Genomic DNA, 26094 nt, shown 5'->3' with positions numbered 1-26094 from the left:
ATGAACCATCTGCTTTTCGGAATTTACCCCTATGTCGCGATCACCGTGATGATCCTCGGCTCGATCATCCGGTATGACCGCGACCCCTTCACCTGGAAGTCGAAATCGAGCCAGCTTCTGCGACGGCGGCAATTCGTCATCGGATCGGTGCTGTTCCATGTCGGCATCCTCGTGATCCTGTTCGGCCACCTGATCGGCCTGCTGACGCCCATCATCATCTTCGATACGGTGGGGATCAGCCACGGCGCCAAGCAGGTCATGGCGGTCACCGTGGGTGGCATCGCCGGGGTAATGGCGCTGGTGGGCGGGGTGCTGCTGCTGCACCGCCGCCTGACCGATCCGCGCATCCGCGCCCATTCGACCTTCGCCGACACCGGCATCCTGGCGCTGCTGCTGGCGCAGCTGGTGCTGGGGCTGATGACCATCTTCGTCTCGCTGGGGCATCTGGACGGGCACGAGATGGTGAAGCTGATGACCTGGGCACAGAGCATCGCCTATCTGCGCGCGGGCGCCGCCGACCATCTCGCGGAGGTGGGTATCCTTTTCAAGCTGCACATCGTCCTGGGCCTCACCATCTTCCTGCTGTTTCCCTTCACGCGGCTGGTCCACATGATCTCGGCCCCGGTGCGCTACCTGTGGCGGCCGGGCTACCAGATCGTGCGATCCCGCCGCCGCGACGCCGCAGCCAAACCGTCGCGTCCCGCGACCCCGGCGGAGTAGGCGCGATGGAACTCGGGCCACTACTGCCCCCCGTCACTGTCAACGGGGTCACGCTGGACCCCGCCCTGATCGCCGCCGAGGCCCAGAACCATCCCGCGCCCAGGGGCAAGCCCGGCCATGCCTGGAGGGCCGCCGCCCGCGCCCTGGCGATCCGCGAATTGCTGCTGCACGAGGCGCGGGCGCGCGACATCGCGCCCGAACCCGCCGAGATCGCGCCCGGCCAGTGGGAAACCGCTGACGAGGCCCTGATCCGTCAGCTGCTGGCCGAGGCGATCCGGCCCCTGCCCGCCCCCGAGGCAGCCCTGCGCGGCCTCTATGACGCGCATCCCGACCGGTTCCGTGGGCCCTCGCTGTACGAGGCGGCGCATATCCTGATCGCGGTCGCCGCGGAGGACAGCGCCGCGCGTGTCGAGGCGCGGGCGCAGATACGGGCGCTGGCCGACGAGGTCCGGCGCCATCCGCGCGGCTTCGCCGAACTGGCGGCCCGTCACAGCGCCTGCCCGTCGAAGGCCACGGGCGGGGTCCTGGGCCAGCTGTCATCGGGCGACACCGTCCCCGAATTCGACGCCGCCCTGGCGACGATGGAAGAGGGCGAGTTGCGGATCGTCGAGACGCGATATGGCGTGCATCTGGTGCGGCTGGACGCGCGGGGACGGGGCGAGGTGCTGCCCTTCGACGCGGTGCTGCCGCAGCTGCGCGAGGCGCAGGAAAAGGCCGCCTGGACCCGTGCCAGCCACGCCTTTATCGCGGCGCTGATCGCGGTCGCGGACATCGAGGGCATCGAGCTTGGCGCGGGGGCCCGGACATGAGGCTGGGATTTGTCAGCCTGCCGGGCCGCGGCGCCAATGACCTTCTTCTGGCGGCGGTGGCGGATCACCTGAGCCAGCGCGGCCTGCGCCTTGCCGGCACGGTGCAAAGCAATGTCGCGCGTCTCGGCAGGATGCGTTGCGACATGGACATCATGGTGCTGCCCGACGGGCCGGTGCTGCGCATCAGCGAGGACCGCGGCGATCTGGCGCGCGGCTGCCGGCTGGATGCCGGCGCGCTGGAGACGGCGGTGCAGGGCGTCGCCCGCCGTCTGCCCGGCGCGGACCTGCTGCTGGTCAACAAGTTCGGCAAGCAGGAGGCCGAGAAGCACGGCCTCGCCCCGCTGATCGGCGACGCCCTCGCCGCCGGCATCCCGGTGCTGCTGGGCGTGAACGGGCTGAACCTGCACGCCTTCCACGGCTTTGCCGGGGGCATCGCGGTGGCGCTGCCGGGCGAGATCGGGGCCGTTCCTGACTGGTGCCTTGCCGACCGGAGCCACAGCGCGGCCTGATCTGGCGCGCCGCGCCGCCCTCAATCCTGTGCGCGCAGCACGCGCGCAGGACGCGCCGCCAGCGGGCGCAGCGCAAAGGCCAGCCCGGCCAGCAGTGTTGCCAGGATGCCGCCCAGCACGATCGCCAGCGCCGACACCTCGTCGAAGCGATAGCCCGTCTCCATCACGAAGCGCATCACCGCCCAGCCGGCCAGACCGCCCGCCACCAGCGCCACCAGCCCCGCCGCGGCCCCGAGGATGGCCGCCCGCAACGCAAAGCTGAGCAGGATGCGGCTGCGCACAGCGCCAAGCGTCTTCAGCACCGCCGCCTCGAACACCCGCGCGCGTTCGCCCGCAGCCGCCGCACCGATCAGCACGATGAAGCCCGTCACCAGCGTCACCCCCGCCGCCCACGAGGTCGCAGCGGCAATCCGCGACAGGGCCCCGGCGGCGCGGTCGATGGCCTCGCGCACCGGCACGGCGGTGATGTTGGGAAACCGCCCGGCCAGATCACGCAGGATCGCGGCCTCGGCCTCGGGCGCGGCGTAGACCGTGGCGATGTGGGTGTGCGGCGCCCCCTGCAGCGCGGCCGGGTTCATCGCCATCACGAAGCCGATGCCCGCCGTGCTGAAATCGACCTCGCGAAAGCTGGTGATGGTCGCGGTGATGTCGCGGCCGAGGATGTTCACCGCGATGCTGTCACCGAGGCGCAGCCCGATCTCGCGCGCGACCTCGTCGGACATGCTGACCTGCGGCGGGCCGTCATGGTCTGCGGGCCACCACGCGCCTTCTGTGATCTTGGTGCCGCCTGGCGGCGTGGCTGCATAGGTCACGCCGCGATCGCCGCGCAGCAGCCAGTGATCGCCCGCCGTCTCGCGGGCCGGGCGGCCATTGATCTCGGTGACGATGCCGCGCAGCATCGGCGCGGTCTCGACCTTCGACACCCTCGGATCGCCGTCCAGACGCGCGCGAAAACCCTCGAGCTGGTCAGGCTGGATGTCGACGAAGAAATAGGTCGGCGCGCGGTCGGGCAGTTCGCGCTGGATCGCCTGGCGCATGTTCGATTCGATCTGGCCCACCGCCGCCAGCACGCTGAGCCCCAGCCCCAGCGACAGAATCACCGACAGCGCCTCTTCGCGTGGCCCGCCAATGGCGCCCAGCGCCAGCCGCAGGGCCGTTCGTCCCCGAAGGCGGGGCGAGCGGGCGGCACGCCGCGCCGCACGCCGCACGAGGATCGCGGCCGAGACGAGGACCAGAAAGGCCGCGAGGATGCCCCCGGCCGCGCCAAGCGTCAGCCGGGGCAACCCCGAAAACCACGCCGCCGCCGCCACCAGCCCGAGGATGCCGACCGCGACCCCGGCCAGCGCAAGGCCCCCCGGCCAGCGGCCCCGACCGCCGCCAGGATCGCGGAACAGCGCCGCGGCGCGCACCTCGCGCGTGCGGGCCAGCGGCCAGAGCGTGAAGATGAACGCGGTCAGCACGCCATACAGCGCGGCCTCGGCCAGGGGCCCCGGATAGGCGCGGAACACCGCCGGAACCGGCAGCCGCGCCTCGATCAGCGGGGCCAGAAGCAAGGGCAGGCCGGCGCCCAGAAGCAGCCCGCCGAAGACGCCCAGCAGGGTCAGCAGGCCGACCTGCAGGAAATAGGCCAGAAAGATCGTCCGTCCCGAGGCGCCAAGCGTCTTGAGGACGGCGATCACCTCGGTCTTGCGCTCAAGATAGGCACGGATCGCGGCCGACACGCCGACCCCGCCCACGGCCAGCCCGGTCAGGCCGACCAGCACGAGGAAGGCACCGATGCGGTCCACGAAGGTGCCGATTCCCGGCGCGCCGCGACGGCTGTCACGCCAGCGTGCGCCGCTGTCGGGAAACTCGGCCCGCCATCGGGCCCGCAGGCTGCGGGGGTCGGTCCCGTCGGCCAGCAGCAGCCGGTAGCGGCTGTCGAACAGCGTGCCCGGGCCCAGCAGCTGGCTGTCGCGCAGCGCCTCGCGCAGCACCAGGGTGCGCGGGCCGAAGCCGAAGCCCGCGGCCCCCGAATCGGGTTCGGCGACCAGCCTCGCGGTCAGTTCGAAGTCCTGAAGGCCAAGCCGGAAACGGTCGCCGATGGCCAAGCCCAGACGATCGGCGAGAAGCGGGTCCATGACCGCGCCGGGCAGGCCCGAAGCGGCGGGGCCAAGGGCCTGCGCGATGGGCTGCGGCGGGTCCAGCGCCGCAAGGCCGACCAGCGGCCATGCGGCATCGACCGCCTTGACCTGGGTCAGGGCACGATCCGCCCGATCGCCCCCGCCAACGACCGCCATCGAGCGGAAATCGACGATCTCCGACACCGCCTCGGCGTTGCGGTCCATCCAGTCGCGCTCCGCGGGATCGGCGAACCGATAGGTTAGGCTGATCTCGGCATCGCCGCCCAGCAGCACCGCGCCGTCGCGGGCCAGCCCGGCCTCGATGGCGGCGCGGACCGAGCCGACGGCCGCGATGGCCGCCACGCCAAGCGCAAGGCAGCCCAGCAGGATCCAGAAGCCGCGCAGGCCGCCGCGCAGTTCGCGCCGGGCGATGCGCAGGGCATTGCGCAGGCTCATGCCGCGGCCCTTGCGGCGCCGGCCGTCATTCCGCCGCGCTCCGCAGATCCTCGCCGGCGATGCGGCCATCGGCCAGCCGCAGCACCCGGTCGCAGCGCGCCGCCAGTTCGGGCGCATGCGTCACCAGGATCAGGGTGGCGCCATGTTCCTCGCGCAGTCCGAACAGCAGATCCATGATGGCCTGCCCGTTGACCCCGTCCAGATTGCCGGTCGGCTCGTCCGCCAGCAGGATCGCGGGCCGTGGGGCGACCGCGCGGGCCAGCGCCACGCGCTGCTGTTCGCCGCCCGACATCTGCGAGGGGTAATGTTCCAGACGCTGGCCCAGCCCCACGCGCCGCAACTGCGCCTCGGCCTGCGCGAAGGCGTCGGCATGGCCGGCCAGTTCCAGCGGGGTTGCCACGTTCTCGATAGCGGTCATCGTCGGGATGAGGTGGAAGGACTGGAACACCACGCCCATATTGCCAAGACGAAAGCGGGCCAGCGCATCCTCGTCCAGCGCCGTCAGATCCCGGCCAAGCGCCGTGACCTGACCGCCGGTGGCACGTTCCAGCCCGCCCATCAGCATGAGGAGAGATGACTTGCCCGATCCCGACGGCCCCACCAGACCCAGAGTCTCGCCGCCCGCCACCGACAGCGTGATGTCGCGTAGCACCTCGACCGGACCCGCATTGCCCTGCAACGTCAGGCAGGCGTCGCGCAGGCGGATCACGTCAGGTGGCATCGGCAGGCTCCTTGGCAAGCTGGCGCGGTCATGGCCTGCCCCACGATATGGGCGCTGGCCGGGGAATGGCAACCGGGCCACCGCGCGCATGGCAGGTCTGGTGCTGCCGATCCTGCTGGCGACCGCGCCGGCGATGGCCGAAACGCTGCGGCTCACGGCGATGGGCGACAGTCTGACGCAGGGCTATGGCCTGCCGGCCGAGCAGGGCTTCGTGCCGGTGCTGCAGGGCTGGCTGAGGAATCGCGGCCATGATGTCGAGGTGCTGAACGCCGGGGTATCGGGCGACACGACGGCGGGCGGGGCCGCGCGGATCGGCTGGACGCTCAGCCCGCCACCGGATGCGCTGATCGTGGCGCTTGGCGGCAACGATCTGCTGCGCGGCCTCGATCCGGCGGACAGCCGCGCGAACCTTCAGTCGATCCTGCGGGCTGCGCATGACTCCGGGGTGCCGGTGCTGCTGGCCGGGCTGCCGGCGCCGGGCAATTACGGCCCCGACTTCAAGCGCGACTTCGAGGCGATGTATCGCGATCTGGCCAAGGAGTGGGATGCGCTGCTCTATCCCGATTTCCTGGGCCCCATCGGCGACAAGGCCGCGCGCGGCCAGTCGCTGGCGGACCTGATGCAGGACGACCGCATCCACCCCAATGCCGAGGGCGTGCGTCAGATCGTTGCGGCCATCGGCCCGGAAGTCGAGGCCCTGCTGGCCCGCGCCGCCGCAGACTAGGCCCGCCCGACCTAATGCGGTGTCACGCCGCGGATCCGCTCTGACCGGCGGCGCAGCAGTTCGACGGTGGTCAGAAGCGCGATCGAGAACACGACCAGCAGCGTGGCGACGGCAAGGATCGCCGGGCTGATCTGCTCGCGGATGCCGTTCCACATCTGGCGCGGGATGGTCTGCTGGTCGGGCCCGGCGATGAACAGCACCGCCACCACCTCGTCGAAGCTGGTGACAAAGGCAAACAGCGCCCCCGAGATCACGCCGGGCAGGATCAGCGGCATGGTGACCCGGAAGAAGGTGGTGCGCGGATTCGCCCCCAACGACGCCGCGGCGCGGTTCAGGGACTGGTCAAAGCCCACCAGGGTCGCGGTGACGGTGATGATGACAAAGGGGATGCCAAGCGTCGCATGGGCCAGGATCACGCCCAGATAGGTGCCGGCGAGCCGGCCGCAACTGGTCGGCAGACCGAACAGGCCGAGCAATTCGCACGGGTTCGAGTAGAAGAAGAACATCCCGGTCGCGGTGATGATCAACGGCACGATCATCGGCGAGATCAGCGTGGCCATGATGATCCTGCGGAACGGCATCTCGGGGCGCGACAAGCCCAGGGCGGCAAGGGTGCCCAGCACCGTCGCCAGAATTGTCGAGAAGAAACCGATGATGATCGAGTTCTTGGCCGCGTTCACCCATTTCGCATTGGCCCAGGCATCGGCCCAGAAGGCCGCGCCGGTCGCATCGGGGTTCTGCATCCCGAAGGTCAGGAGGCTTCGGTACCAGCGCAGCGAATAGCCCTCGGGATCGAAGCTTCGCATCTTCTCGGTGAAGGTGAAATACGGCTCGGCGTTGAAGGACAGCGGGATGATGACCACGATCGGCGCGATCAGGAAGAAGAAGATCAACCCGCAGATCACCAGATAGGCGTAGTGCCAGACGCGCTCAAGCGGGGATGCATAGGTCGGGACAGCCATTCCGGTTCACCCCAGCTTCAGGTTGTCGATGCCCACCAGCCGGTCATACAGCCAGTAGAGGATGAGGACCGATCCCAGCAGCAGCGCGGCCAGCGCCGCGGCCATCGACCAGTTCAGCGTGTCGGTCATGTGCATGGCGATCATGTTCGAGATCAGCTGCCCCGAACTGCCGCCCACCAGCGCGGGCGTGATGTAGTAGCCGACGGCAAGGATGAAGACCAGCAGCGCCCCCGCCCCCAGTCCGGGCAGGGTCTGCGGAAAATAGATCCGGCGGAAGGCGGTCCAGCTGGTCGCGCCAAGGCTGCGGGCGGCGCGCACGTAGGACGGGTTGATCGTGCGCATCACCGAATACAGCGGCAGGATCATGAAGGGCAGCAGGATATGCGTCATGGCGATGATCGTGCCGGTCTGGTTGTATATCATCTGCAGCCGCCCGTCGCTGCCGATTGCCCCCATCCAGACAAGGATGTCGTTGATGACGCCCTGCTGCTGCAGCAGCACCATCCATGATGTCGTGCGCACCAGAAGCGAGGTCCAGAATGGCAGCAGCACGAGGATCATCAGCAGGTTCGACTTGCGCATCGGCAGCGTCGCCAGCAGATGCGCGATCGGGAAACCCAGAACGAAGGTCAGCGCGGTGATCAGCAGCGAAAGCCAGAAGGTGCGCATGAACAGCATCACATAGACCTGCTGGCGTTCCTCGACCTGCCGGATGCTGCCGTCGTCGGCGCGGGTGCGGTCCACCGCGGCAAGGTAGAAGTTTCCGGTCAGCGGGGTCGCGGCATTGCGCATCGCGCTCCACAGCCGGGGCGAGGCCCAGTCCTCGTCGATCTCGACCAGGGCCTCGCGATAGGGCGGCTCGATCCCGCGGCGCACCTGTCGCCCGGTCGAGGTGAACAGCGAGCGGGTGCCGGGAACATCGTAATTGATGCGCGTGCCGACCACGCCGATGCTGCGTTCCTCGGCCGAGGCGCTGAGGTCGGCGGCCAGCGCCGCCCATGCCGCCTCGTCGGGCTCGGTGCCGCGCGGGTTCTCGGCGAACCATGCCGAGATCTGCGGCATGTTGGCCGAGAACCCGTCATTGTAGAAGGATCGTTGCAGCATCTGGCCGATGGGGATCACGAAGGTGATCAGGATGAAGGCCAGCAGCGGCAGCACCAGCAGGAAGGCCCGTCGGCGCGCCCGTTGCTGGCTGCGCGCCAGCGCACGGGCCAGCGGCTTGCCATCGGCGGCGGTCAGCGATCCGCGGTCGGGCGCGCCCGAGGCGGTGGTCGCTATCGCGGCATGCGGATCAAGAGCGTTCGCCATGAGGTCCCCGGCAGGTCAGGGCCGCCGCCCCGCGGGTCGCGCGGGCCGGCGGCAGCTTCGTCACGTCACGAACCGGCAAGCCAGCTGTTGAAGCGTTCGGTCAGTTCGGCGTCGTGATCGGCCCAGAACTCGGGGTCATCCATGACGGCGGTGGTCATGTATTCCGGGTTGGTGGGCATGTGCGGCGCCATCTCGGTCTTGCCGTCCTGATACATCCCGACCAGCGCCGCCGAGGATTTCCGCGCCGGGCCGTAGGCGATGTATTTCGCCTGATCGGCCAGCCGCTGGGTGTCGGTGGCGAATTTCAGGTATTCGATCGCCTCTTCGGGATTGGGCGAATCCTTGGGGATCACGAACATGTCGAGATCCATGTACTGCCCCTCCCAGATGATCTCGAAGGGCTTGCCCTCGGCGACCATGGCATCGAAGAAGCGGCCGTTATAGCCGGTGGCCATCGTCACCTCGCCATCGGCCAGCAGCTGCACGGGCTGGGCGCCGGCTTCCCACCAGACGACGTCGTTCTTGATCGTGTCCAGCTTGGCGAAGGCCTGCTCGACGCCCTCCTCGCTGCCCAGCTTGTCATAGATCTGGTCGGCGGGCACGCCATCCGCGATCAGCGCCAGATACAGGGTGCGCTTGGGGTTCTTGGGCAGGCCGCGCTTGCCGGGGAACTTCTCGAGGTCGAAGAAGTCGGCGGCGGTCGACGGGGCCTCGCCCTCGAACTTGGTCTTGTCGAAGGCGATGACCGTGCCCCAGAAGATGTTGGCCACGGCACAATCCAGAAGCGCGCCGTCAAGGAAGTCCTCGGCCGCGGGCGTGCCGTCGGGCGCGGCGGGCAGCATCGCGGGGTCGATCTCGACCAGCGCGCCCTCGTCGCACAGGCGGATCGCGTCGGACACCTCGACATCGAAGACGTCGCCGGTGATGTTGCGCGCCTCGACCTGCGCCTTCAGCGGCGTGGCGGGGTTGTCGGCAGCGATCATGTTGACCTTGATGCCGGTCTGTTCGGCGAAGGGCTTGTTGTAGGCCTCGACCTGCGACATCTCGTAGGCGCCGCCCCAGGACACGACGTTAACCTCTTGTGCGGCGGCCCCGAAGGCCATGCCGGCAAGGGCGGTACTGAGGATCAGAGTGTTTTTCAATTCGCATTCTCCCGTTGGTTCCAGGCGGCTTCGAGGCCACCCGTTTTATGCCCCCGATGGGGCGACGGGCGGCCTGACGACCGCCCGTTTTTCGTGTCAGCCGGCCAGCCAGCTGTTGAAACGCTCGTTCAGTTCGGCGTCGTGATCGACCCAGAAGTCAAGGTTCGACCCCAGCGCGTTGGTCATGTTGGCCTCGGTGGTGGGCAGGTTCGGACCCATCGGCACTTCCGTGCCCTCGATGTTGCCGACAAGGGCCGCAGCGGATTTGCGCGGCGGGCCATAGCTGATGAATTCGGCAGCACGGGCCTGCGGCGCGGGCGAGGTCGAGAAGGTGATGAATTTCAGCGCCTCTTCAAGGTTCGGCGCGCCTTTCGGCACGACCCAGCCCTCCATCTCGTAGATCTGGCCGTCCCAGACGATCTTGAACGGCTTTCCGTCGCCCTGCGCGGCATTGAAGATGCGGCCGTTGAAGGCGAAGGCCATCGTCACCTCGCCATCCGCCAGCAGTTGCGGCGGCTGCGCGCCGGCCTCCCACCAGATCACGTCGTTCTTGATCGAGTCCAGCTTGGCGAAGGCGCGGTCGACGCCCTCGGGGGTGCCCAGCACGTCGTAGACCTCGGCGGCCGGCACGCCGTCGGCCATCAGCGCCAGTTCCAGGTTGAACTTGGCGCCCTTGCGCATCGTGCGCTTGCCCGGAAACTTTGCCGTGTCGAAGAAATCCGCCGGCGATGCGGGCTTGGCGTCAGGAAACTTGCTGTCGTCATAGGCCAGCACCATCGAATAGACATCGGTGCCCACGAAGCACTCCGTCACGGCGCCCTCGATGAAGTCGTCGGCCGCCGCGGTGCCGTCATCGACCGGGGCGAGGATCGAGGCGTCGATGGTCTCCAGAAGCCCCTCGTCGCACAGCCGCACCGCATCGGCATATTCGACCGAGGCCACATCGGTCGTCACGTTGCCCGCCTCGACCATCGCCTTGATCGGCGTGGCCGGGTTGTCGGCATCCGAGATGACGACCTTGATCCCGGTCTCGGCCTCGAAGGGCTTGGCATAGGCCTCGAGGTGACTGTTGCCATAGGCTCCGCCCCAGGACAGCAGGTTGACATCGGCCAGTGCCGGCAAGGCCAGCAGGCCGAGGGCGGTGGACAGGACAAGAGTGCGTTTCATGAATTGCTCCAGCTGCGTGTGGGTCGTGGCGCTTTGGCCATCATTCTTGGCCCCTGCGGGCAAGGCGGTCCGGACGGCGCGGCTGTTGGCGCCCCCCCTGGCATCGCGCCCTAGACCGGGTCCAGAGCCCGCGCATCCTCGGGGTGCCAGCCGATGCGCAGCGACTGGCCCGGCACCAGCCGGGTCTGGCCGATGGTGTTGCGGTACTTCATCACGAACTCCTCGCTGCCCGCCACGCTGAGCCGCGCCCGCAGGATGTCGCCCATGTAGACGACATCATTCACGACCGCCTCGACGGTATGGGCGCCGGGTGGCATCAGGTCGGGCTTGAACTCGACCCGCTCGGGGCGGATCGAGACGGTCGTGCGCTGGCCGGTCTCGCGGATGTTGACCGCGGTCGCGTCGATCAGCTCGCCATTGGCCAGCCGCACCAGCGTCTTGTCACCCTCCAGCTTCTCGATGGTGCCGGGCAGGGCGTTGTTCTCTCCGATGAAGCCCGCGACGAAGCTGTTCTCGGGCTGCTCGTAAAGCTGGGCGGGCGGGGCCAGCTGCTGGATGCGGCCGTCGTTGAAGACCGCGATCCGGTCCGACATGGTCAGCGCCTCGCCCTGGTCATGTGTGACATAGACGACGGTGATGCCCAGACGCTCGTGCAGATGCTTGATCTCGAACTGCATGTGCTCGCGCAGCTGCTTGTCCAGCGCGCCAAGGGGCTCGTCCATCAGGACCAGCTTGGGGTCGAAGACCAGCGCGCGGGCCAGCGCGATCCGCTGCTGCTGGCCGCCCGACAGCTGGGCGGGGCGGCGATGGGCAAAGGCCCCCATCTGCACCATGTCCAGCGCGCGGGCGATCCGCGTCTCGCGCTCGGCCTTGTCCATGCCCCGCACCTCCAGCGGGAAGGACAGGTTCTCACCCACCGTCATGTGCGGAAACAGCGCGTAGTTCTGAAACACCATGCCGATTCCGCGCTTGTGCGGCGGCACCTGATTGATCGGCTGCCCGTCCAGCCGGATCTCGCCATGGGTGGCGGTCTCGAAGCCGGCCAGCATCATCAGGCAGGTGGTCTTGCCGGACCCCGACGGTCCCAGCATGGTCAGGAATTCGCCCTTGCCGATCGAAAGGTTGAGGTCCTTCACGACCAGCGTCTGGCCATCATAGCTTTTCTGCACATGTTCGAAGGCGACGAAGGCGTCGCCACTGCGGTTGTCCAGCAAAAAGCGCTCTCCCTGTTATCGTATGGTTGTTCAGCGCGAGGCAAAGTTAAGCGCACGCCTGCTGCGCTTGCAACACCGATTACGACGATTCATGACGGGGACACGGCAGGGACCGAGCGCGGTCGCGATGAGGGTCACGAAAAGGCGCTCGAGCGCGGCCAATGCGGTTCAGAATTGCGGGGGGCCAATGGCTCGACGTTCATGTGTCGGCGCGTGCGCATCCGCACGGATCGGCCGCTGCCGCCCCCATGCATCGCATTTCCTGAAGAAGGTCTGGTGCGGTCGAGAAGACTCGAACTTCCACTCCGGTTAAGGAACAGCGACCTCAACGCTGCGCGTCTACCAATTCCGCCACGACCGCATCCGGGCAGTGCGGCGGGTCTTATCCGAGGCCGCCGGGATTGAAAAGGGGATTCTGCGGCGCTTCGGCCGCCGCCGGAAACGGGGGCCGGGGGGCCGGCCCCCCGAGCCTCGCCGGTCCCTCGATGGGGCCGGCGAGGCTTCCTGCCCTGCGACCCCAGCCCACGGCTTGACGCCGGCGCCTTGCCGCGCCAGATCGGCGCCATGGTGGAATGGATCATCAGCGAGGGCCTCACCGGCCATGACGAGGCGGTCGCCTTCATGGAGGCGCGCGTCGCAGCCATTGGCGCGGGCGGGGCCGACGAACTGATCTGGCTGGTCGAGCACCCCCCGCTCTATACCGCTGGCACCAGCGCGCGCGAGGCCGACCTGATCGAGGCGCGCTTTCCGGTTCATGTCACCGGGCGCGGCGGCCAGTACACCTATCACGGGCCCGGGCAGCGCGTCGTCTACGTGATGCTGGACCTGAACCGGCGCGGCCGGGACGTCCGCCGCTTCGTGCAGCAGCTCGAGACCTGGGTCATTTCCGCGCTGGCGCAGTTCGGCGTCACCGGCGAGATCCGAGTGGGCCGGGTGGGCGTCTGGGTCGCCCGTCCCGACCGCCCCCCCCTGCCCGACGGCACCCCGCGCGAGGACAAGATCGCGGCGATCGGCGTCAAGCTGCGCCGCTGGATCAGCTTTCACGGCATCGCCATCAATGTCGAGCCGGACCTGTCGCATTACGGCGGCATCGTTCCCTGCGGGATCAGCGGCCACGGCGTGACCAGCCTCGTCGATCTGGGCCTGCCAGTCGGCATGGCCGATCTGGACCTGGCCCTGAGGGACAGCTTCGGCCCGGTTTTCGGCATGCCGCGCTGAGTGCCGTTCCGGCCGGCTGCTTCCGCTTCACACTGTCGCATGCGACCATTCTGGGGGCTGGATTTGGCCGGCGCCTGTCCTATAACTGCCCCAGGGACATCCTAAGTCGTGGATCGAGTGAGGAAAACGGGTATGAAGATTGCAATCATCGGCGCACTGTTCGGCGCCGTCTTTGCCCTGCCGGCCCTGGCGCAGGAGGGTGACGTGGCCAATGGCGAGAAGGAATTCCGCAAGTGCAAGGCCTGCCACATGATCCAGACGCCCGAGGGCGAGGACATCGTGAAGGGCGGCAAGACCGGCCCCAACCTGCACGGCATCGTCGGCCGCGCGGCGGCCAGCCAGGAGGACTTCAAGTATTCCGAGGCGTTGGTGGCGCTAAAGGACAGCGGCGAGGTCTGGACCCGCGAGGATCTGGCGGCCTACATCACCGACCCTAACAAGTTCGTTCAGGAAAAGACCGGAAACGACAAGGCCAAGACCAAGATGACCTTCAAGCTGAACAAGGCCCAGGAGGACGTGGTGGCCTATCTGGCCAGCGTCTCGCCCGACGCGCCGGCCCAGTGACGCGACAGGCGACGGCCGGGCCTGCCGGCCGCGCCGCTCTGCGACGATCCGTCGCAATGTGCAGACAAGTCGCCCCCGCGGAATGTGATATTCTTGCGGGGGTTGCCGGTCTGACCGTCCCGGGATGCATTGCCCGGTCCGGATCGCTGGTCTAGAAGAAGCGCGGAACATCGCCGGTCTGCCCGACCGGCTCGACGACATCTGAGGGAGTTCGGGTATGGCAGACGCAGCCGCTCACGGCCACGACGACCATCACGACCAACGCGGGTTCTTCACCCGCTGGTTCATGTCTACCAATCACAAGGACATTGGTATTCTTTACCTTTTCACCGCCGGTCTGGTCGGGCTGATCTCGGTCAGCTTCACGGTCTACATGCGGATGGAACTGCAGCACCCCGGTGTGCAGTACATGTGCCTCGAAGGCGCGCGCTTCATTGCCGATTCGACGGCGGAGTGCACCCCGAACGGCCATCTGTGGAACGTAATGATCACCTATCACGGCGTCCTGATGATGTTCTTCGTGGTCATCCCGGCGCTGTTCGGCGGTTTCGGCAATTATTTCATGCCGCTGCATATCGGCGCCCCGGACATGAGCTTTCCGCGGCTGAACAACCTCAGCTACTGGATGTATGTCGTCGGCGTCGCGCTGGGCGTGGCCTCGCTGCTGGCGCCTGGCGGGTCCGACCAGATGGGCTCGGGCGTGGGCTGGGTGCTGTATCCGCCGCTGTCCACGACCGAGGCGGGCTATTCGATGGACCTCGCGATCTTCGCGGTCCACGTCTCGGGTGCCTCGTCGATCCTCGGCGCGATCAACATCATCACGACCTTCCTGAACATGCGCGCCCCGGGCATGACGCTGTTCAAGGTGCCGCTGTTCGCCTGGTCGGTGTTCATCACCGCCTGGCTGATCCTGCTGGCCCTGCCCGTTCTGGCCGGCGCGATCACCATGCTGCTGATGGACCGCAATTTCGGCACCAACTTCTTCAACCCGGCCGGTGGCGGCGACCCGATCCTGTATCAGCACATCCTGTGGTTCTTCGGTCACCCGGAAGTCTACATCATCGTGCTGCCCGGCTTCGGCGTCATCAGCCATGTCATCGCGACATTCTCGAAGAAGCCGATCTTCGGCTACCTGCCGATGGTCCTCGCCATGGCGGCGATCGGCGTGCTGGGTTTCGTGGTCTGGGCGCACCACATGTACACGGTGGGCATGTCGCTGACCCAGCAAAGCTACTTCATGCTGGCCACCATGACGATCGCGGTGCCGACCGGCATCAAGGTGTTCTCTTGGATCGCGACGATGTGGGGCGGCTCGGTCGAGTTCAAGACGCCGATGCTGTGGGCCTTCGGGTTCCTGTTCCTGTTCACCGTCGGCGGCGTCACCGGCGTCGTGCTGTCACAGGCGCCGCTGGACCGGGTCTATCACGACACCTATTACGTGGTGGCGCATTTCCACTATGTGATGAGCCTCGGCGCGGTGTTCGCGATCTTCGCCGGCGTCTATTTCTGGATCGGCAAGATGTCGGGCCGGCAATATCCCGAATGGGCCGGCAAGGTGCATTTCTGGATGATGTTCATCGGCTCGAACATGACCTTCTTCCCGCAGCACTTCCTGGGCCGTCAGGGCATGCCGCGCCGTTACATCGACTATCCGGTCGAGTTCGCGTTCTGGAACAACATCAGCTCGCTGGGCGCCTATCTGTCCTTCACCTCGTTCCTGTTCTTCATCGGCATCGTCTTCTACACGCTGCGCAGCGGTCAGCGCGTGAACGTGCCGAACTACTGGAACGAGCATGCCGACACCCTGGAATGGACCCTGTCCTCGCCGCCGCCCGAACACACCTTCGAGCAGCTTCCCAAGCGCGAGGACTGGGATCACGCCCGCGCGCACTGATCGCGATGCCCTATGAATGGAAAGATGCGGCCCCGGATGACTCCGGGGCCGCTTGCGTCCAACTGAGCCTGTGGCCCTATCGGTCTCTGCCGCGGCGCGGCTTCGTCTGGTTCATCGCGCTGACCGCCGCGTTCCTGACGCTGCCGCTGCTGGCGGTTGTCGGCACGACGATCCTCTGGGGGCTGCTGCCCTTTGCGGTGCTGGCGGTCCTTGGCGTCTGGAAGGCGCTGCAGCACAGCTATCGCAGCGGAGAGACCCGCGAGGATCTGGTGATGGATCGCCAGACCCTGTCGCTGGTGCGCCATGATGCGGGCCGCGCGCCACGGCACTGGACGACGAATATCTACTGGGTGCGGGTGGCCTTGCGCAGCGGGCCGGTCGAGGACTACCTGACCCTGACCGACGGGCAGAGAGAACTTGAACTGGGCGCCTTCCTGACACCTCAGGAACGGCGCGATCTGTGCAGCGACCTGCAACGCCGGCTTGCCGGGCTGAGATAGTCCCGCGCCGGCCGTCAGCCCTCGCCGTCCACCCGTTCGGGCAGATCGTCCAGCGGGGTCGAGGCCAGTTCTTCAAGTTCGTCCTCGGTCATGCTGTCATGCATCTCGCGCGAGGCGCCCCGCAGCGTGCTGGCGCTGGTCTCGCCGCGCCTTGCGGCAAGGGCTGCGCCTGCGGCGCGTTGCTGTGCTTTCGATCTTGCGGGCATGGCTGCACCTCCTACCCGCCGAACGCGCCGGGGCCGGTGCCGGTTTCGGCTAGTTCAGCAGGCGCCGCTTGACCAGCGGGCCGACAGTGCCGAAATCCATCTGGCCGGCATGGCGGGCGCGCAGTTCGGCCATCACCCGGCCCATGTCGCGGATCCCCGTCGCGCCCAGCCCCTCGATCACCGCGTCGATGGCGGCCTCGGTCTCGGTCTCGCTCAGCTGCCGGGGCAGGAATTCCTGGATGACGCCGATCTCGTCCTCTTCCTTCTGCGCCAGCTCCAGCCGGCCACCCTCCTCATAGGCCCGCGCCGATTCCTGCCGCTGCTTGACCATCTTCGACAGGATCGCGATCAGATCGGCCTCGGTCAGTTCGCCGCCATCACCGTCGCTGCCCCTGGCCGCGATCTCGCGATCCTTCACCGCCGCACCGATGAGGCGCAGCGTCGACAGGCGGGCGCTGTTCTTGGCCTTCATCGCCTCTTTTGTGGCGGTTTGCAGTTTGGCACGCAGATCCATTGTTCTGTCTCCGGCTGGGACGGCCCGCCGCGCCACCGCGGCGGCGCGCGAACGCGAAAGTCCGCCATGTAGGCCGCAAGCCCCCCGGAATCAAGCCGCAACCCTGCGTCGCTGCGGGTTGACCTTGCCTGCGGCCCCCCATAATTACCGGCTGATTTCAGACCAGAGGTGCCGACATGGCCGCACAACCGACCGCCTGCCTTGCGCTAGCCGACGGAACCGTCTTCTACGGCCACGGCTTCGGCGCCGCCGGAGAGGTGGTTGCCGAGCTTGTCTTCAACACCGCGATGACCGGCTATCAGGAGATCATGACCGATCCCTCCTATGCCAGCCAGATCGTCACCTTCACCTTCCCCCATATCGGCAATACCGGCGTCACCCCCGAGGATGACGAGGCGCAGGATCCGGTGGCCAGCGGCATCGTCGTCCGCTGGGACCCGACCGAGCCGTCGAACTGGCGCGCCGCGGACGATCTGGCCGGCTGGATGGCCCGGCGCGGGCGCATCGGTATCGGCGGCGTCGATACCCGCCGCCTGACCCGCGCCATCCGCCAGCAGGGCGCCCCGCATGTCGTGCTGGCCCACGATCCCGACGGGCGCTTCGACATCGAGGCGATGATCGCCCGCGCCCGCGCCTGGCAGGGGCTTGTCGGGCTGGATCTGGCGCGCGAGGTCAGCTGCACCCAGGCCTACCGGTGGGACGAAGGGTCGTGGGAATGGGGCAAGGGCTTCGGCACCACGCCCGAGGCGCGGCCCTTCCGGGTCGTGGCGCTGGATTACGGCGCCAAGCGCAACATCCTGCGCTCGCTGGTGGCGCACGGGGCCGAGGTCACGGTCCTGCCGGCCACCGCCACCGCCGAAGAGGTTCTGGCGCACGACCCCGAAGGGGTGTTCCTGTCGAACGGTCCCGGCGATCCGGCCGCAACTGGCGCCTATGCGGTGCCGATGATCCAGTCCCTGCTGGCGCGCGACCTGCCGATCTTCGGCATCTGCCTTGGCCACCAGATGCTGGCGCTGGCGCTTGGTGCGCGGACCGTGAAGATGGGCCACGGCCATCACGGCGCCAACCATCCGGTCCGCGACCGCGAGACCGGAAAGGTCGAGATCACCTCGATGAACCACGGCTTTGCGGTGGACAGCCAGAGCTTGCCCGAGGGTGTCGTCGAGACCCATGTCAGCCTGTTCGACGGCAGCAATTGCGGCCTGCGGATGCAGGACCGCCCGGTCTTTTCGGTGCAGTATCACCCCGAGGCCGCACCGGGCCCGCAGGACAGCCTCTACCTGTTCCGCCGCTTTGCCGAATCGATGCGCGCGCGGCGCGGCTGAAGGCGCGGGTGTTGCGGCCCCGCGGCATCCCGCCGCGCGGCTGTTGCGCTTAACATCTTCTTAACCCTTCGCGTGACAAGACTGGGCGATCCTTCAGGGATTCGCCCATGTCCGAGCCTCGCAGACAGACCCCAGCCTCCTTTCCGCCCGAAGCCGCGCCGGCCGATCTGCCGCAGCCGGCGACCCTAGCGCCTCGCAACCTGCAGCCTCTGGGCCAGATCCTGCTAGAAGACGGCGCCGTCGATCCGGGCCACCTGCTGAAGGCCGTGGTGATGCGCCAGCGCCAGAAGGCGCGGCTGGGCCAGATCCTGCTGGCACAGGGCTGGGTCACGCCCGAGGCGCTGACCCGCGCGCTGTCGCGGCAATGGCGCACCAGCGCGGTGGACCCGGCGGCCACACCCGGCGATCCCCGGCTGATCGACGCGGCCGGCGCCGAGTTCTGCCTTGCCCATGGCGTGCTGCCCTGGCGGCGGATCGGCGGCACGACCTGGGTCGCCACCGACCGCCCCGACGAATTCGAAGCCCTGCGGCCGCGGCTGCCGGAAGCCTTCGGGCGCATCCGCATGCTGCTGTCCAGCGAGGCGCAGATCCAGACGGCCATCCTTGCCTCGCGCCGCACCGCGATGATCAGGGCCGCCGAGTTGCGCGTGCCTGCCGCCGAAAGCTGCCGGACCCGCAACGAGGCGCTGACCGGGCGGGTCGCGCTAGCCCTCATGGCGGGCGTTGCGGCGGGGCTGTGGCTGATGCCGGTGGTGATGCTGTCGGTGCTGACGGGCTGGGCGGTGCTGACGCTTCTGGCGCTGACCGGGCTGAAGCTGCTGGCCTTCGCGGCGACATGGCGGGCGGGCCGTGCGCGCGCCCGCGCCCTGCGCGAGACAGGCGAGGGCCGCATCGCCGCACCGCAGATGACCGGCGCGCTGCCGGTCATCTCGGTGATGGTGCCGCTGTTTCGCGAAAGCGATGTGGCCGGGCGGCTTGTCAGAAGACTGGCCCGGCTCGACTATCCGCGCGAGCTGACCGATGTCCTGCTGGTGATCGAGGCCAGCGACCAGATCACCCGCCGCGCCCTTGCGGGCGTCGACCTGCCCGCATGGCTGCGCGTCGTCGAGGTGCCGGAAGGCCCGCTGCAGACCAAGCCTCGCGCGCTGAACTATGCGCTGAACTTCTGCCGGGGCGAGATCGTGGGCGTCTGGGACGCCGAGGACCGGCCCGATGCCGACCAGTTGCACAAGGTCGCCCGCGGCTTTCATTTCGCAGCGCCCGATGTGGCCTGCCTGCAGGGCGCGCTGGACTATTACAACCCGACGACCAACTGGCTGGCCCGCTGCTTTACCATCGAATACGCCGCCTGGTTCAGGGTGCTGCTGCCGGGGGTCGCGCGGCTGGGGCTGGTCGTGCCCCTGGGCGGCACCACGATCTTCTTTCGCCGCAATGCGCTGGAAGCCGTGGGCGCCTGGGATGCCTGGAACGTCACCGAGGACGCCGATCTCGGCGTCCGGCTGGCCCGGCGCGGCTGGCGCACCGAGATCATCGACACCACCACCGACGAAGAGGCGAATTGCCGGGCCCTGCCCTGGGTCAAGCAACGCTCGCGCTGGCTCAAGGGCTATGCGATGACCTGGGGCGTGCACATGCGCAGCCCGCGGCAGCTGTGGCGCGATCTGGGGCCGCGGCGCTTCTTGGGCTTTCAGGTGCAGTTCCTGGCCACCCTGTCGCAATACCTGCTGGCCCCGATATTGTGGAGCTTCTGGCTGCTGAGCCTTGGCCTGCCCCATCCGCTGCGCGCGCCTCTGGCCGATGTCTGGGGTGGTCACGCCCTTGCGGTGCTGTTCGGCCTGTTCATCGCGACCGAAGCGATCAGCATTGGCATCGGTCTGTGGGCGGTGCGCGGCGCCAGGCATCGCCACCTGCTGGGCTGGGTTCCCAGCCTGCACCTGTATTTCCCGCTTGGCTGCCTGGCCGGGTGGAAGGCGATCTACGAGGTGGTGGCAAAGCCGTTCTACTGGGACAAGACGGCGCATGGCATCTTCGACGCGCCCGAGGCCGAAGCCGCGCCGGCGCAGCCGGTGGCGGGGGAGGGCCGGGTACTGGTGCCGGTCCTCGGCCCGATCGGCGGGCGGTCCCTGGCCGAGATCGCTGCCGAGGCCGGACCCTCCGCGCGGCCCGCGGCGGCGGCCTGGCGGCAGGCCGTGACGGACAGCGGCGCCTCCGCGCTGCCCCGTCAGGAGGACGACCTTGACCCGCTGCCGGCGACCGCCGCCGGGTGATCCGCGTCTAGCCTTCGGCCGCAGCGCGCGCGGGCAGTTCGTCTCCGATGATCCGCGCGGCCTCGGCGACCCGGCTCTCCAGCGCCTCGGCCAGCCCCGACAGCGTTTCGGCACCGGTCTCCCGCAGCAGGAACTCCTGCCCGCCCAGCCCGATCTCGGCCATGTCCAGTGGCCGGTCGGTCAGCAGCCGGCCCGAGGCGTGCAGGCGCCACAGGAAACGCCAGATCGAGGCCAGACGGTCGGCCGTCTCGCGTGCCAGCAGGCCGGACCGCACGCCGGCGCGCAGCTGCGCCAGCGTCGGGCGGGCGGGATCGCCGCCGCGCAGGGCACAGGACTGGGCCAGCAATTCGATGTCCTGCAGGCGCCCCGGCCCGACCTTGGCCTCCCACTGGCCGTCGGGCGCCTTGGCCGCGAAGATCCGCGCCCGCATCTCGGCCAGATCGGGCATGACCCGCGCCGCGCCGCCGCATCCGCGCATGACCGACAACCGCAGGGCCTCGACCTGATCGGCAAGCTGCTCGGCATCGGCGCCGGCACGCGCGACAATGCGGGCCCGGCTCAGCGCCAGATGCTCCCATGTCCAGGCCTCGGTCATCTGGTAGTTCTCGAAGCCTTGCACCGAGGTGGCGACCGGACCCTGCCGGCCCGATGGGCGCAGGCGCATGTCGACCTCGTAAAGCCTGCCCTCGGCGGTCAGGGCCGACACGGCGGTGATCATCGCCTGGGTGAGCCTGGCGTAGTAGGGCCGGGTCGCAAGCGGCCGCGGCCCTTCGGACGCCTCGTCCCCGGCGGCGTCGTAAATCACGATCAGGTCGAGATCCGATCCCGCATTCAGCAGCCGCGCGCCCAGCGATCCCATGCCCAGCACCACCGCCCCGCGGCCCGGCGGCGGCCCGTGGCGGTGCGCGAAATCGGCGGCGGTCACCGGGAACAGCGCCGCAAGGCAGGCATCGGCCAGATCGGCATATTGGGTGCCGGCCTCGTCAGCGTCGATCAGTCCGCGCAGGTGATGCACGCCGATGCGGAAATGCCACTCATGCGCCCAGCGCCGCGCGGCGTCCAGCGCGCCTTCATAGCTGCCGGCAGGTCCAGATCCCGCAGTCGCGAGGGCCGCCGACAGGCTGTCGCGCAGCCCCGGCGCCCCGGGCCAGGGCGCGAAGAAGCTGCCGCCCAGAACCGCGTCCAGCACCGCGGGATGCCGCGCCAGATAGGCCGCCAGCCCCGGCGCGGTGCCGCAGATATCGACGATCAGCTCGATCAGTTGCGGATTGGCCTCGAACAGCGAGAACAGCTGCACCCCCGCCGGCAGCCCCGCAAGAAAGCTGTCAAAGCGTTGCAGCGCCTCGTCGGGATGGCCCGTGCGCGCCATGCGCGACAGAAGCTCGGGCTCGACGCGCTTGAAGATCTGCCGCGACCGGGCCGAACGCAGCGCCGCGTAACCTTGCCAGCGGGCGATGATCGCCGTGGCCTCGTCGGAAAGCTCGGGCCGGTCGGCGGTCTCGCCCGGCGCGAAAAAGGTCTCGGTCATCTCGTGCACGCGCTCGAGCCGGGCTTTCAGCGCGGCCGACCAGGCATCGGCATCCGCCTCGCCCATCATTGCCGCGATCGCCGCCAGCGCCTCGGGCTCTTTCGGCAGGGAATGGGTCTGGGCGTCATTGACCATCTGGATGCGGTGTTCGATGTCGCGATGGCTGCGATAATGATCGGCCAGTTCGTCCGCGACCTCGTGCGGCAGCCAGCCCTGCCGGGCCAGCGCGGCCAGCCCGCCCACGGTGTCGCGGCAGCGCAGCTGCGGATCGCGCCCGCCCGCGATCAGCTGCCGGGTCTGGGTGAAGAACTCGATCTCGCGGATACCGCCGCGGCCCAGCTTGATGTTGTGGCCCGGCACCTCCAGCCTGCCGCCCAGCCCCTTGTGGTCGCGGATGCGCAGCCGCATGTCGTGGGCGTCCTGGATCGCGGCGAAGTCCAGATGCTTGCGCCAGACGAAGGGGCGCAGTTCCGCCAGGAAACGTTCGCCGGCCACGATGTCGCCGGCCGCCGCCCGAGCCTTGATGAACGCGGCGCGTTCCCAGGTCCGGCCCTCGGCCTCGTAATAGGCCAGCGCCGCGGCGGTCGAGATGCAGACCGGCGTCACCGCCGCATCGGGCCGCAGCCGCAGGTCGGTGCGAAAGACGTAGCCATGTTCGGTCACGTCCGAGAGCGTGGCCGCCATCTTCTTCGTTGCCCGGATCAACGCGGCGCGGGCCTCGTGCTGGTCCGCCTCGGCATAGGCGTCCTCGTCGTAGAACACGATCAGGTCGATGTCCGAGCTGTAGTTCAGCTCGCGGGCGCCGCCCTTGCCCATCGCCAGCGCGAAAAGCCCGCCCGCATCGGCGGTCGTCGCCGGCAGCTTGCCGCGCCGCGCCTCATGGGCGACATGCAGGCGCAGCGCCAGGTCGGTCGCGCGGTCGGCAAGGTCGGACAGCGCGCCGGTCACCTGTTCCAGCGACCACACGCCCCCCAGATCGGCCAGCGCCGCCTGCAGCGCGACCCGGCGCTTTGCGCGGCGCAGGCCGATGCCGAGATCGTCGGCATCGAGGGACTCGAAGTCCCGCGTCTCGCGCGCAACCACGTCGTCATGGTCCAGCGCGCGCCCGCGCAGCCAGCCGGCCTCTTTCCCCATCAGCCCGGTCAGGTATGGGCTGCATCCCGCCACCCCGGCCAGCAGGTCGGTCAGCCGCGACGGAAGATCGGCGAAGTCGGCACGGACGCGCGCGGCGCGGTCAGGGTCATGGGGCAGCGGCAGGCGCGTTATGGCGGCGTCGAAATCCATGCCGGACACAGTAGTGAAAGCCCGATCATGGTCAACGCGGGCATTGTCTGAAACCGCCTGCGACGTTAACTCTTTCCCTGCTTGGCGCGTCAGGAATTCGTTGCTAGGCTTCCGCGCGGATGGACCCACAGGCGAAACCGGACCCGCAAGCGCACGCATGATCAGATGTGACCCGTTCAACTGTGGCGAGAGGTGGGCCTGATGCGGCATACGGTACCGCATGCGCCGCAATTCTATGTGACGGCGCCGCAGCCCTGCCCCTACCTGCATGGACGGGCGGAACGAAAACTGTTCACCGCCCTGCATGGCGAAAATTCGGCCGACATGAACAATGCGCTGTCGCGTCAGGGCTTTCGGCGGTCGCAGAACGTGCTGTACCGGCCCAGCTGCGAAAGCTGCGTGGCCTGCATGTCGGCGCGGATCCGGGTCGCGGATTTCAGGACCTCGCGCACCCAGAGACGGCTTTTGCGGCGCAACGCGGGGGTGAAGCGTCTGGCCACCAGCGCATGGGCCACCGAGGAGCAGTTCGAGCTGTTTCGCCGCTATCTGGATCGCCGTCATGCCGATGGCGGCATGGCCGACATGGACATCTTCGAATTCGCCGCGATGATCGAGGAGACCCCGGTCAAGACACGGGTGATCGAGTATCGCTGCTCGGGGCGCGATCCGCAGTCGCTTGAGGCGGGCGACGACCACCTTGCCGCGGTCTGTCTGACCGATGTGCTGGATGACGGACTCAGCCTCGTCTACAGCTTCTACGACCCCGCGCTGCAGTCCGCCAGCCTCGGCACCTACCTGATCCTCGACCATATCGAGATCGCGCGCGCCGCCAAGCTGCCCTATGTCTATCTGGGCTACTGGGTGCCGGGCAGCCGCAAGATGGATTACAAGGCCCGGTTCTCGGCGCTGGAGATCTACAAGGGCGGGGTCTGGCAGGAGATCGGCCGGCCGGACGATCACTCGAACGAGGCCCATCCGCTGTCGGTCGATCCGATCGTCGAGCAGGTGGCACGGATCGCGCTGCCGCAATTCGACCGCTAGATCGGGAACCCGCGAAAGAAAGTTTCAATTTCGCGTTCCTCTGCGTCATTTTATCCACAGAATCCCATTGACCACATGCGGGCACGTCCATAGTTTGCGCCGACGCCGGGGCGGCATGCCGCCCGGCGCCGGTTTGACCTGATGGAGTGAAGACGATGTCCCGAATGATGACGGGTGCGAGAATGGTTGTCGAGGCGCTGCGCGATCAGGGCGTCGATACCGTATTCGGCTATCCGGGCGGGGCGGTGCTACCCATCTATGACGAGATCTTCCAGCAGAACGACATCACCCATGTCCTCGTCCGCCACGAGCAGGGCGCGGTCCACATGGCCGAGGGATATGCACGCTCGACCGGCAAGCCCGGGGTCGTGCTGGTCACCTCGGGGCCGGGCGCGACCAATGCCGTCACCGGGCTGACCGACGCGCTTCTGGATTCGATCCCGCTGGTCGTGCTGTCGGGCCAGGTTCCGACCTTCATGATCGGCACCGACGGCTTCCAGGAGGCCGATACTGTCGGCATCACCCGACCCTGTACGAAGCACAACTGGCTGGTCAAGGACACGGCGAGGCTGGCCGAGACGATCCACCGCGCCTTTCACGTCGCCACCTCGGGCCGTCCGGGCCCGGTGCTGGTCGATATTCCCAAGGATGTGCAGTTTGCCACCGACGCCTACGTCGGCCCCAAGCAGATCGAGCCGTCGCGCTATCAGCCGGCGCGCAAGGGCGATACGGCGGCGATCACCCGGCTGGTCGAGCTGATCGAGCAGGCCGAGCGGCCGATCCTCTACACCGGTGGCGGCGTCATCAATTCCGGCCCCGCGGCCAGCCAGCTGCTGCGCGAACTGGCCGAGGCGACGGGCTTTCCGGTGACCTCGACGCTGATGGGCCTCGGCGCCTATCCGGCCTCGGGGCGCAACTGGCTGGGGATGCTGGGGATGCACGGCCTCTACGAGGCCAACCTGGCGATGCATGGCTGCGACCTGATGATCAATATCGGCGCGCGATTCGATGACCGCATCACCGGGCGGGTGGCCGATTTCAGCCCCCATTCGGTCAAGGCGCATGTCGACATCGACCCCAGCTCGATCAACAAGGTGATCCATGTGGACATCCCGATCGTCGGCGATGTCGGGCATGTGCTGGAGGATCTTCTGAAGATCTGGAAGGCGCGCGGCCGCAAGGTGAACCGCGCGGCGCTTGGCCAGTGGTGGGAGAAGATCGAGGGCTGGCGGTCCAAGAACTGCCTGTTCTTCCGCAACAGCGACAAGATCATCAAGCCGCAGCACGCCATGCAGCGTCTGGATGCGCTGACCCGCGGGCATGACCGCTACGTGACCACCGAGGTCGGGCAGCACCAGATGTGGGCGGCGCAATACCTGAACTTCGACGAGCCGAACCGCTGGATGACCTCGGGCGGGCTGGGCACGATGGGCTATGGCCTGCCGGCCTCGATCGGGGTGCAGATGGCCCATCCCGAGGCGCTGGTCATCAATGTGGCGGGCGATGCCAGCTGGCTGATGAACATGCAGGAAATGGGCACCGCCGTGCAGTTCCGCCTGCCGGTCAAGCAGTTCATCCTCAACAACGAGCGCCTGGGCATGGTGCGGCAGTGGCAACAATTGCTGCATGGCGAACGCTACAGCCAGTCCTGGTCGGACAGTCTGCCGGATTTCGTGAAGCTGGCCGAGGCCTTCGGCTGCGCCGGCGCGCAGGTCCGCGACCCCGCCGATCTGGATGCGGCGATCCAGCAGATGATCGACTATGATGGCCCGTTCATCCTGGATGTGCTGGTCGAGAAACACGAGAACTGCTTCCCGATGATCCCGTCCGGCAAGCCGCATAACGAGATGCTGCTGGGCGAGGCCGAGACCCAGGGCGCGATTCAGGCCGAGGGCGCGGTTCTGGTCTGAGAGGGCGGC

General features: G+C 68.1%; 22 protein-coding genes and 1 tRNA gene. 12 read left to right on the top strand and 11 right to left on the bottom strand.

The window, feature by feature from the left end; translation table 11 throughout:
• The 3 genes from narI to Q5Y72_RS11570 are packed head-to-tail and all read left to right on the top strand — an operon-like array spanning position 1 to position 2038.
• Entirely contained in the window at positions 1-720 is a 720-nt protein-coding gene (gene narI / locus Q5Y72_RS11580; RefSeq protein ID WP_305963582.1) for a respiratory nitrate reductase subunit gamma, read from the top strand.
• A 5-nt stretch (positions 721-725) separates the two neighbouring features.
• Positions 726-1529: a peptidylprolyl isomerase gene (locus tag Q5Y72_RS11575; protein WP_305963581.1), complete on the top strand. Its 804-nt coding sequence runs from the start codon at positions 726-728 to the stop codon at positions 1527-1529.
• On the top strand, positions 1526-2038 hold the full coding sequence (locus Q5Y72_RS11570; protein WP_305963580.1) for a DUF2478 domain-containing protein: 513 nt from the start codon (positions 1526-1528) through the stop codon (positions 2036-2038). Before Q5Y72_RS11575 ends, Q5Y72_RS11570 begins: the two co-directional genes overlap by 4 nt.
• Before the next feature lie 20 nt (positions 2039-2058).
• On the opposite strand, the gene Q5Y72_RS11565 is transcribed toward Q5Y72_RS11570, so the two are convergent.
• Together Q5Y72_RS11565 and Q5Y72_RS11560 are read right to left on the bottom strand one after the other, a co-directional pair.
• On the bottom strand, positions 2059-4596 hold the full coding sequence (locus tag Q5Y72_RS11565) for an ABC transporter permease (RefSeq protein WP_305963579.1): 2538 nt from the start codon (positions 4594-4596) through the stop codon (positions 2059-2061).
• A gap of 25 nt (positions 4597-4621) precedes the next feature.
• Complete coding sequence (locus Q5Y72_RS11560) at positions 4622-5317, bottom strand: ABC transporter ATP-binding protein (protein WP_305963578.1); 696 nt, start codon at positions 5315-5317, stop codon at positions 4622-4624.
• A gap of 88 nt (positions 5318-5405) precedes the next feature.
• Here Q5Y72_RS11560 and Q5Y72_RS11555 point away from each other — a divergent pair, with 88 nt between their 5' ends.
• Positions 5406-6041, top strand: coding sequence for an arylesterase (locus Q5Y72_RS11555; protein WP_305963577.1), 636 nt, complete (start codon positions 5406-5408; stop codon positions 6039-6041).
• A gap of 11 nt (positions 6042-6052) precedes the next feature.
• Here Q5Y72_RS11555 and Q5Y72_RS11550 read toward each other — a convergent pair whose 3' ends face one another.
• The 6 genes from Q5Y72_RS11550 to Q5Y72_RS11525 all read right to left on the bottom strand — a co-directional run bounded on the left by Q5Y72_RS11550 (position 6053) and on the right by Q5Y72_RS11525 (position 12195).
• Positions 6053-7003, bottom strand: a complete 951-nt coding sequence (locus Q5Y72_RS11550; protein ID WP_305963576.1) for an ABC transporter permease — start codon at positions 7001-7003, stop codon at positions 6053-6055.
• Between the two features lie 6 nt (positions 7004-7009).
• Complete coding sequence (locus Q5Y72_RS11545; RefSeq protein WP_305963575.1) at positions 7010-8311, bottom strand: ABC transporter permease; 1302 nt, start codon at positions 8309-8311, stop codon at positions 7010-7012.
• 65 nt (positions 8312-8376) lie between these two features.
• Positions 8377-9453 (bottom strand): ABC transporter substrate-binding protein, encoded by a 1077-nt coding sequence (locus Q5Y72_RS11540; RefSeq protein WP_305963574.1) that lies wholly within the window; start codon positions 9451-9453, stop codon positions 8377-8379.
• A 96-nt stretch (positions 9454-9549) separates the two neighbouring features.
• A complete protein-coding gene (locus Q5Y72_RS11535; RefSeq protein WP_305963573.1) occupies positions 9550-10620 on the bottom strand; it encodes an ABC transporter substrate-binding protein in 1071 nt (356 codons plus the stop codon).
• A gap of 110 nt (positions 10621-10730) precedes the next feature.
• Entirely contained in the window at positions 10731-11834 is a 1104-nt protein-coding gene (locus Q5Y72_RS11530) for an ABC transporter ATP-binding protein (protein WP_305963572.1), read from the bottom strand.
• A 274-nt stretch (positions 11835-12108) separates the two neighbouring features.
• Positions 12109-12195: transfer RNA gene (locus tag Q5Y72_RS11525), tRNA-Leu, on the bottom strand.
• Positions 12196-12398: 203 nt separating this feature from the next.
• Between Q5Y72_RS11525 and lipB the strand changes: the two genes are divergently transcribed.
• From lipB to Q5Y72_RS11505, 4 genes are all read left to right on the top strand, one after another.
• Positions 12399-13052 (top strand): lipoyl(octanoyl) transferase LipB, encoded by a 654-nt coding sequence (lipB, locus tag Q5Y72_RS11520; protein ID WP_305963571.1) that lies wholly within the window; start codon positions 12399-12401, stop codon positions 13050-13052.
• A 132-nt stretch (positions 13053-13184) separates the two neighbouring features.
• Entirely contained in the window at positions 13185-13616 is a 432-nt protein-coding gene (locus Q5Y72_RS11515) for a c-type cytochrome (protein WP_305963570.1), read from the top strand.
• A gap of 217 nt (positions 13617-13833) precedes the next feature.
• Positions 13834-15510 (top strand): cytochrome c oxidase subunit I, encoded by a 1677-nt coding sequence (locus Q5Y72_RS11510; protein WP_305963569.1) that lies wholly within the window; start codon positions 13834-13836, stop codon positions 15508-15510.
• Between the two features lie 5 nt (positions 15511-15515).
• The gene (locus Q5Y72_RS11505; RefSeq protein WP_305963568.1) at positions 15516-16010 is read left to right on the top strand and encodes a DUF2244 domain-containing protein; all 495 of its coding nucleotides are present in this window, start codon (positions 15516-15518) and stop codon (positions 16008-16010) included.
• A gap of 14 nt (positions 16011-16024) precedes the next feature.
• Here the strand turns inward: Q5Y72_RS11505 and Q5Y72_RS11500 are convergent, their stop codons facing one another.
• Together Q5Y72_RS11500 and Q5Y72_RS11495 are read right to left on the bottom strand one after the other, a co-directional pair.
• Entirely contained in the window at positions 16025-16216 is a 192-nt protein-coding gene (locus Q5Y72_RS11500) for a DUF3008 family protein (protein ID WP_305963567.1), read from the bottom strand.
• A gap of 49 nt (positions 16217-16265) precedes the next feature.
• Positions 16266-16730, bottom strand: a complete 465-nt coding sequence (locus tag Q5Y72_RS11495; protein ID WP_305963566.1) for a GatB/YqeY domain-containing protein — start codon at positions 16728-16730, stop codon at positions 16266-16268.
• 176 nt (positions 16731-16906) lie between these two features.
• On the opposite strand from Q5Y72_RS11495, the gene carA reads away from it, so the two are divergent.
• Positions 16907-18055 (top strand): glutamine-hydrolyzing carbamoyl-phosphate synthase small subunit, encoded by a 1149-nt coding sequence (gene carA, locus Q5Y72_RS11490; RefSeq protein WP_305963565.1) that lies wholly within the window; start codon positions 16907-16909, stop codon positions 18053-18055.
• Between the two features lie 107 nt (positions 18056-18162).
• The gene (locus tag Q5Y72_RS11485) at positions 18163-20322 is read left to right on the top strand and encodes a glycosyltransferase (protein ID WP_305963564.1); all 2160 of its coding nucleotides are present in this window, start codon (positions 18163-18165) and stop codon (positions 20320-20322) included.
• A gap of 7 nt (positions 20323-20329) precedes the next feature.
• Here Q5Y72_RS11485 and Q5Y72_RS11480 read toward each other — a convergent pair whose 3' ends face one another.
• Positions 20330-23134, bottom strand: coding sequence for a [protein-PII] uridylyltransferase family protein (locus tag Q5Y72_RS11480; RefSeq protein ID WP_305963563.1), 2805 nt, complete (start codon positions 23132-23134; stop codon positions 20330-20332).
• 201 nt (positions 23135-23335) lie between these two features.
• Between Q5Y72_RS11480 and Q5Y72_RS11475 the strand changes: the two genes are divergently transcribed.
• Together Q5Y72_RS11475 and Q5Y72_RS11470 are read left to right on the top strand one after the other, a co-directional pair.
• Positions 23336-24175, top strand: a complete 840-nt coding sequence (locus Q5Y72_RS11475; RefSeq protein ID WP_305963562.1) for an arginyltransferase — start codon at positions 23336-23338, stop codon at positions 24173-24175.
• A gap of 155 nt (positions 24176-24330) precedes the next feature.
• A complete protein-coding gene (locus Q5Y72_RS11470) occupies positions 24331-26085 on the top strand; it encodes an acetolactate synthase 3 large subunit (RefSeq protein WP_305963561.1) in 1755 nt (584 codons plus the stop codon).
• Positions 26086-26094: the final 9 nt, after the last annotated feature.

The sequence above is a fragment of the Paracoccus spongiarum genome (assembly GCF_030732095.1).
Taxonomy (GTDB): domain Bacteria; phylum Pseudomonadota; class Alphaproteobacteria; order Rhodobacterales; family Rhodobacteraceae; genus Paracoccus; species Paracoccus spongiarum.
This window is presented reverse-complemented; position numbering and strand designations above follow the sequence as displayed.

Excerpts from the sequence above, each read along its gene's own strand:
- Q5Y72_RS11555 (WP_305963577.1), top strand. The coding sequence starts at position 5,406 with ATGGCAGGTCTGGTGCTGCCGATCCTGCTGGCGACCGCGCCGGCGATG.
- Q5Y72_RS11475 (WP_305963562.1), top strand. The coding sequence starts at position 23,336 with ATGCGGCATACGGTACCGCATGCGCCGCAATTCTATGTGACGGCGCCG.
- Q5Y72_RS11560 (WP_305963578.1), bottom strand. The coding sequence starts at position 5,317 with ATGCCACCTGACGTGATCCGCCTGCGCGACGCCTGCCTGACGTTGCAG.
- carA (WP_305963565.1), top strand. The coding sequence starts at position 16,907 with ATGGCCGCACAACCGACCGCCTGCCTTGCGCTAGCCGACGGAACCGTC.
- Q5Y72_RS11505 (WP_305963568.1), top strand. The coding sequence starts at position 15,516 with ATGCCCTATGAATGGAAAGATGCGGCCCCGGATGACTCCGGGGCCGCT.
- Q5Y72_RS11480 (WP_305963563.1), bottom strand. The coding sequence starts at position 23,134 with ATGGATTTCGACGCCGCCATAACGCGCCTGCCGCTGCCCCATGACCCT.
- Q5Y72_RS11570 (WP_305963580.1), top strand. The coding sequence starts at position 1,526 with ATGAGGCTGGGATTTGTCAGCCTGCCGGGCCGCGGCGCCAATGACCTT.
- narI (WP_305963582.1), top strand. The coding sequence starts at position 1 with ATGAACCATCTGCTTTTCGGAATTTACCCCTATGTCGCGATCACCGTG.
- Q5Y72_RS11550 (WP_305963576.1), bottom strand. The coding sequence starts at position 7,003 with ATGGCTGTCCCGACCTATGCATCCCCGCTTGAGCGCGTCTGGCACTAC.
- Q5Y72_RS11565 (WP_305963579.1), bottom strand. The coding sequence starts at position 4,596 with ATGAGCCTGCGCAATGCCCTGCGCATCGCCCGGCGCGAACTGCGCGGC.
- Q5Y72_RS11500 (WP_305963567.1), bottom strand. The coding sequence starts at position 16,216 with ATGCCCGCAAGATCGAAAGCACAGCAACGCGCCGCAGGCGCAGCCCTT.
- Q5Y72_RS11470 (WP_305963561.1), top strand. The coding sequence starts at position 24,331 with ATGTCCCGAATGATGACGGGTGCGAGAATGGTTGTCGAGGCGCTGCGC.
- Q5Y72_RS11535 (WP_305963573.1), bottom strand. The coding sequence starts at position 10,620 with ATGAAACGCACTCTTGTCCTGTCCACCGCCCTCGGCCTGCTGGCCTTG.
- Q5Y72_RS11545 (WP_305963575.1), bottom strand. The coding sequence starts at position 8,311 with ATGGCGAACGCTCTTGATCCGCATGCCGCGATAGCGACCACCGCCTCG.
- Q5Y72_RS11485 (WP_305963564.1), top strand. The coding sequence starts at position 18,163 with ATGTCCGAGCCTCGCAGACAGACCCCAGCCTCCTTTCCGCCCGAAGCC.
- Q5Y72_RS11495 (WP_305963566.1), bottom strand. The coding sequence starts at position 16,730 with ATGGATCTGCGTGCCAAACTGCAAACCGCCACAAAAGAGGCGATGAAG.
- Q5Y72_RS11575 (WP_305963581.1), top strand. The coding sequence starts at position 726 with ATGGAACTCGGGCCACTACTGCCCCCCGTCACTGTCAACGGGGTCACG.
- Q5Y72_RS11510 (WP_305963569.1), top strand. The coding sequence starts at position 13,834 with ATGGCAGACGCAGCCGCTCACGGCCACGACGACCATCACGACCAACGC.
- Q5Y72_RS11515 (WP_305963570.1), top strand. The coding sequence starts at position 13,185 with ATGAAGATTGCAATCATCGGCGCACTGTTCGGCGCCGTCTTTGCCCTG.
- lipB (WP_305963571.1), top strand. The coding sequence starts at position 12,399 with ATGGTGGAATGGATCATCAGCGAGGGCCTCACCGGCCATGACGAGGCG.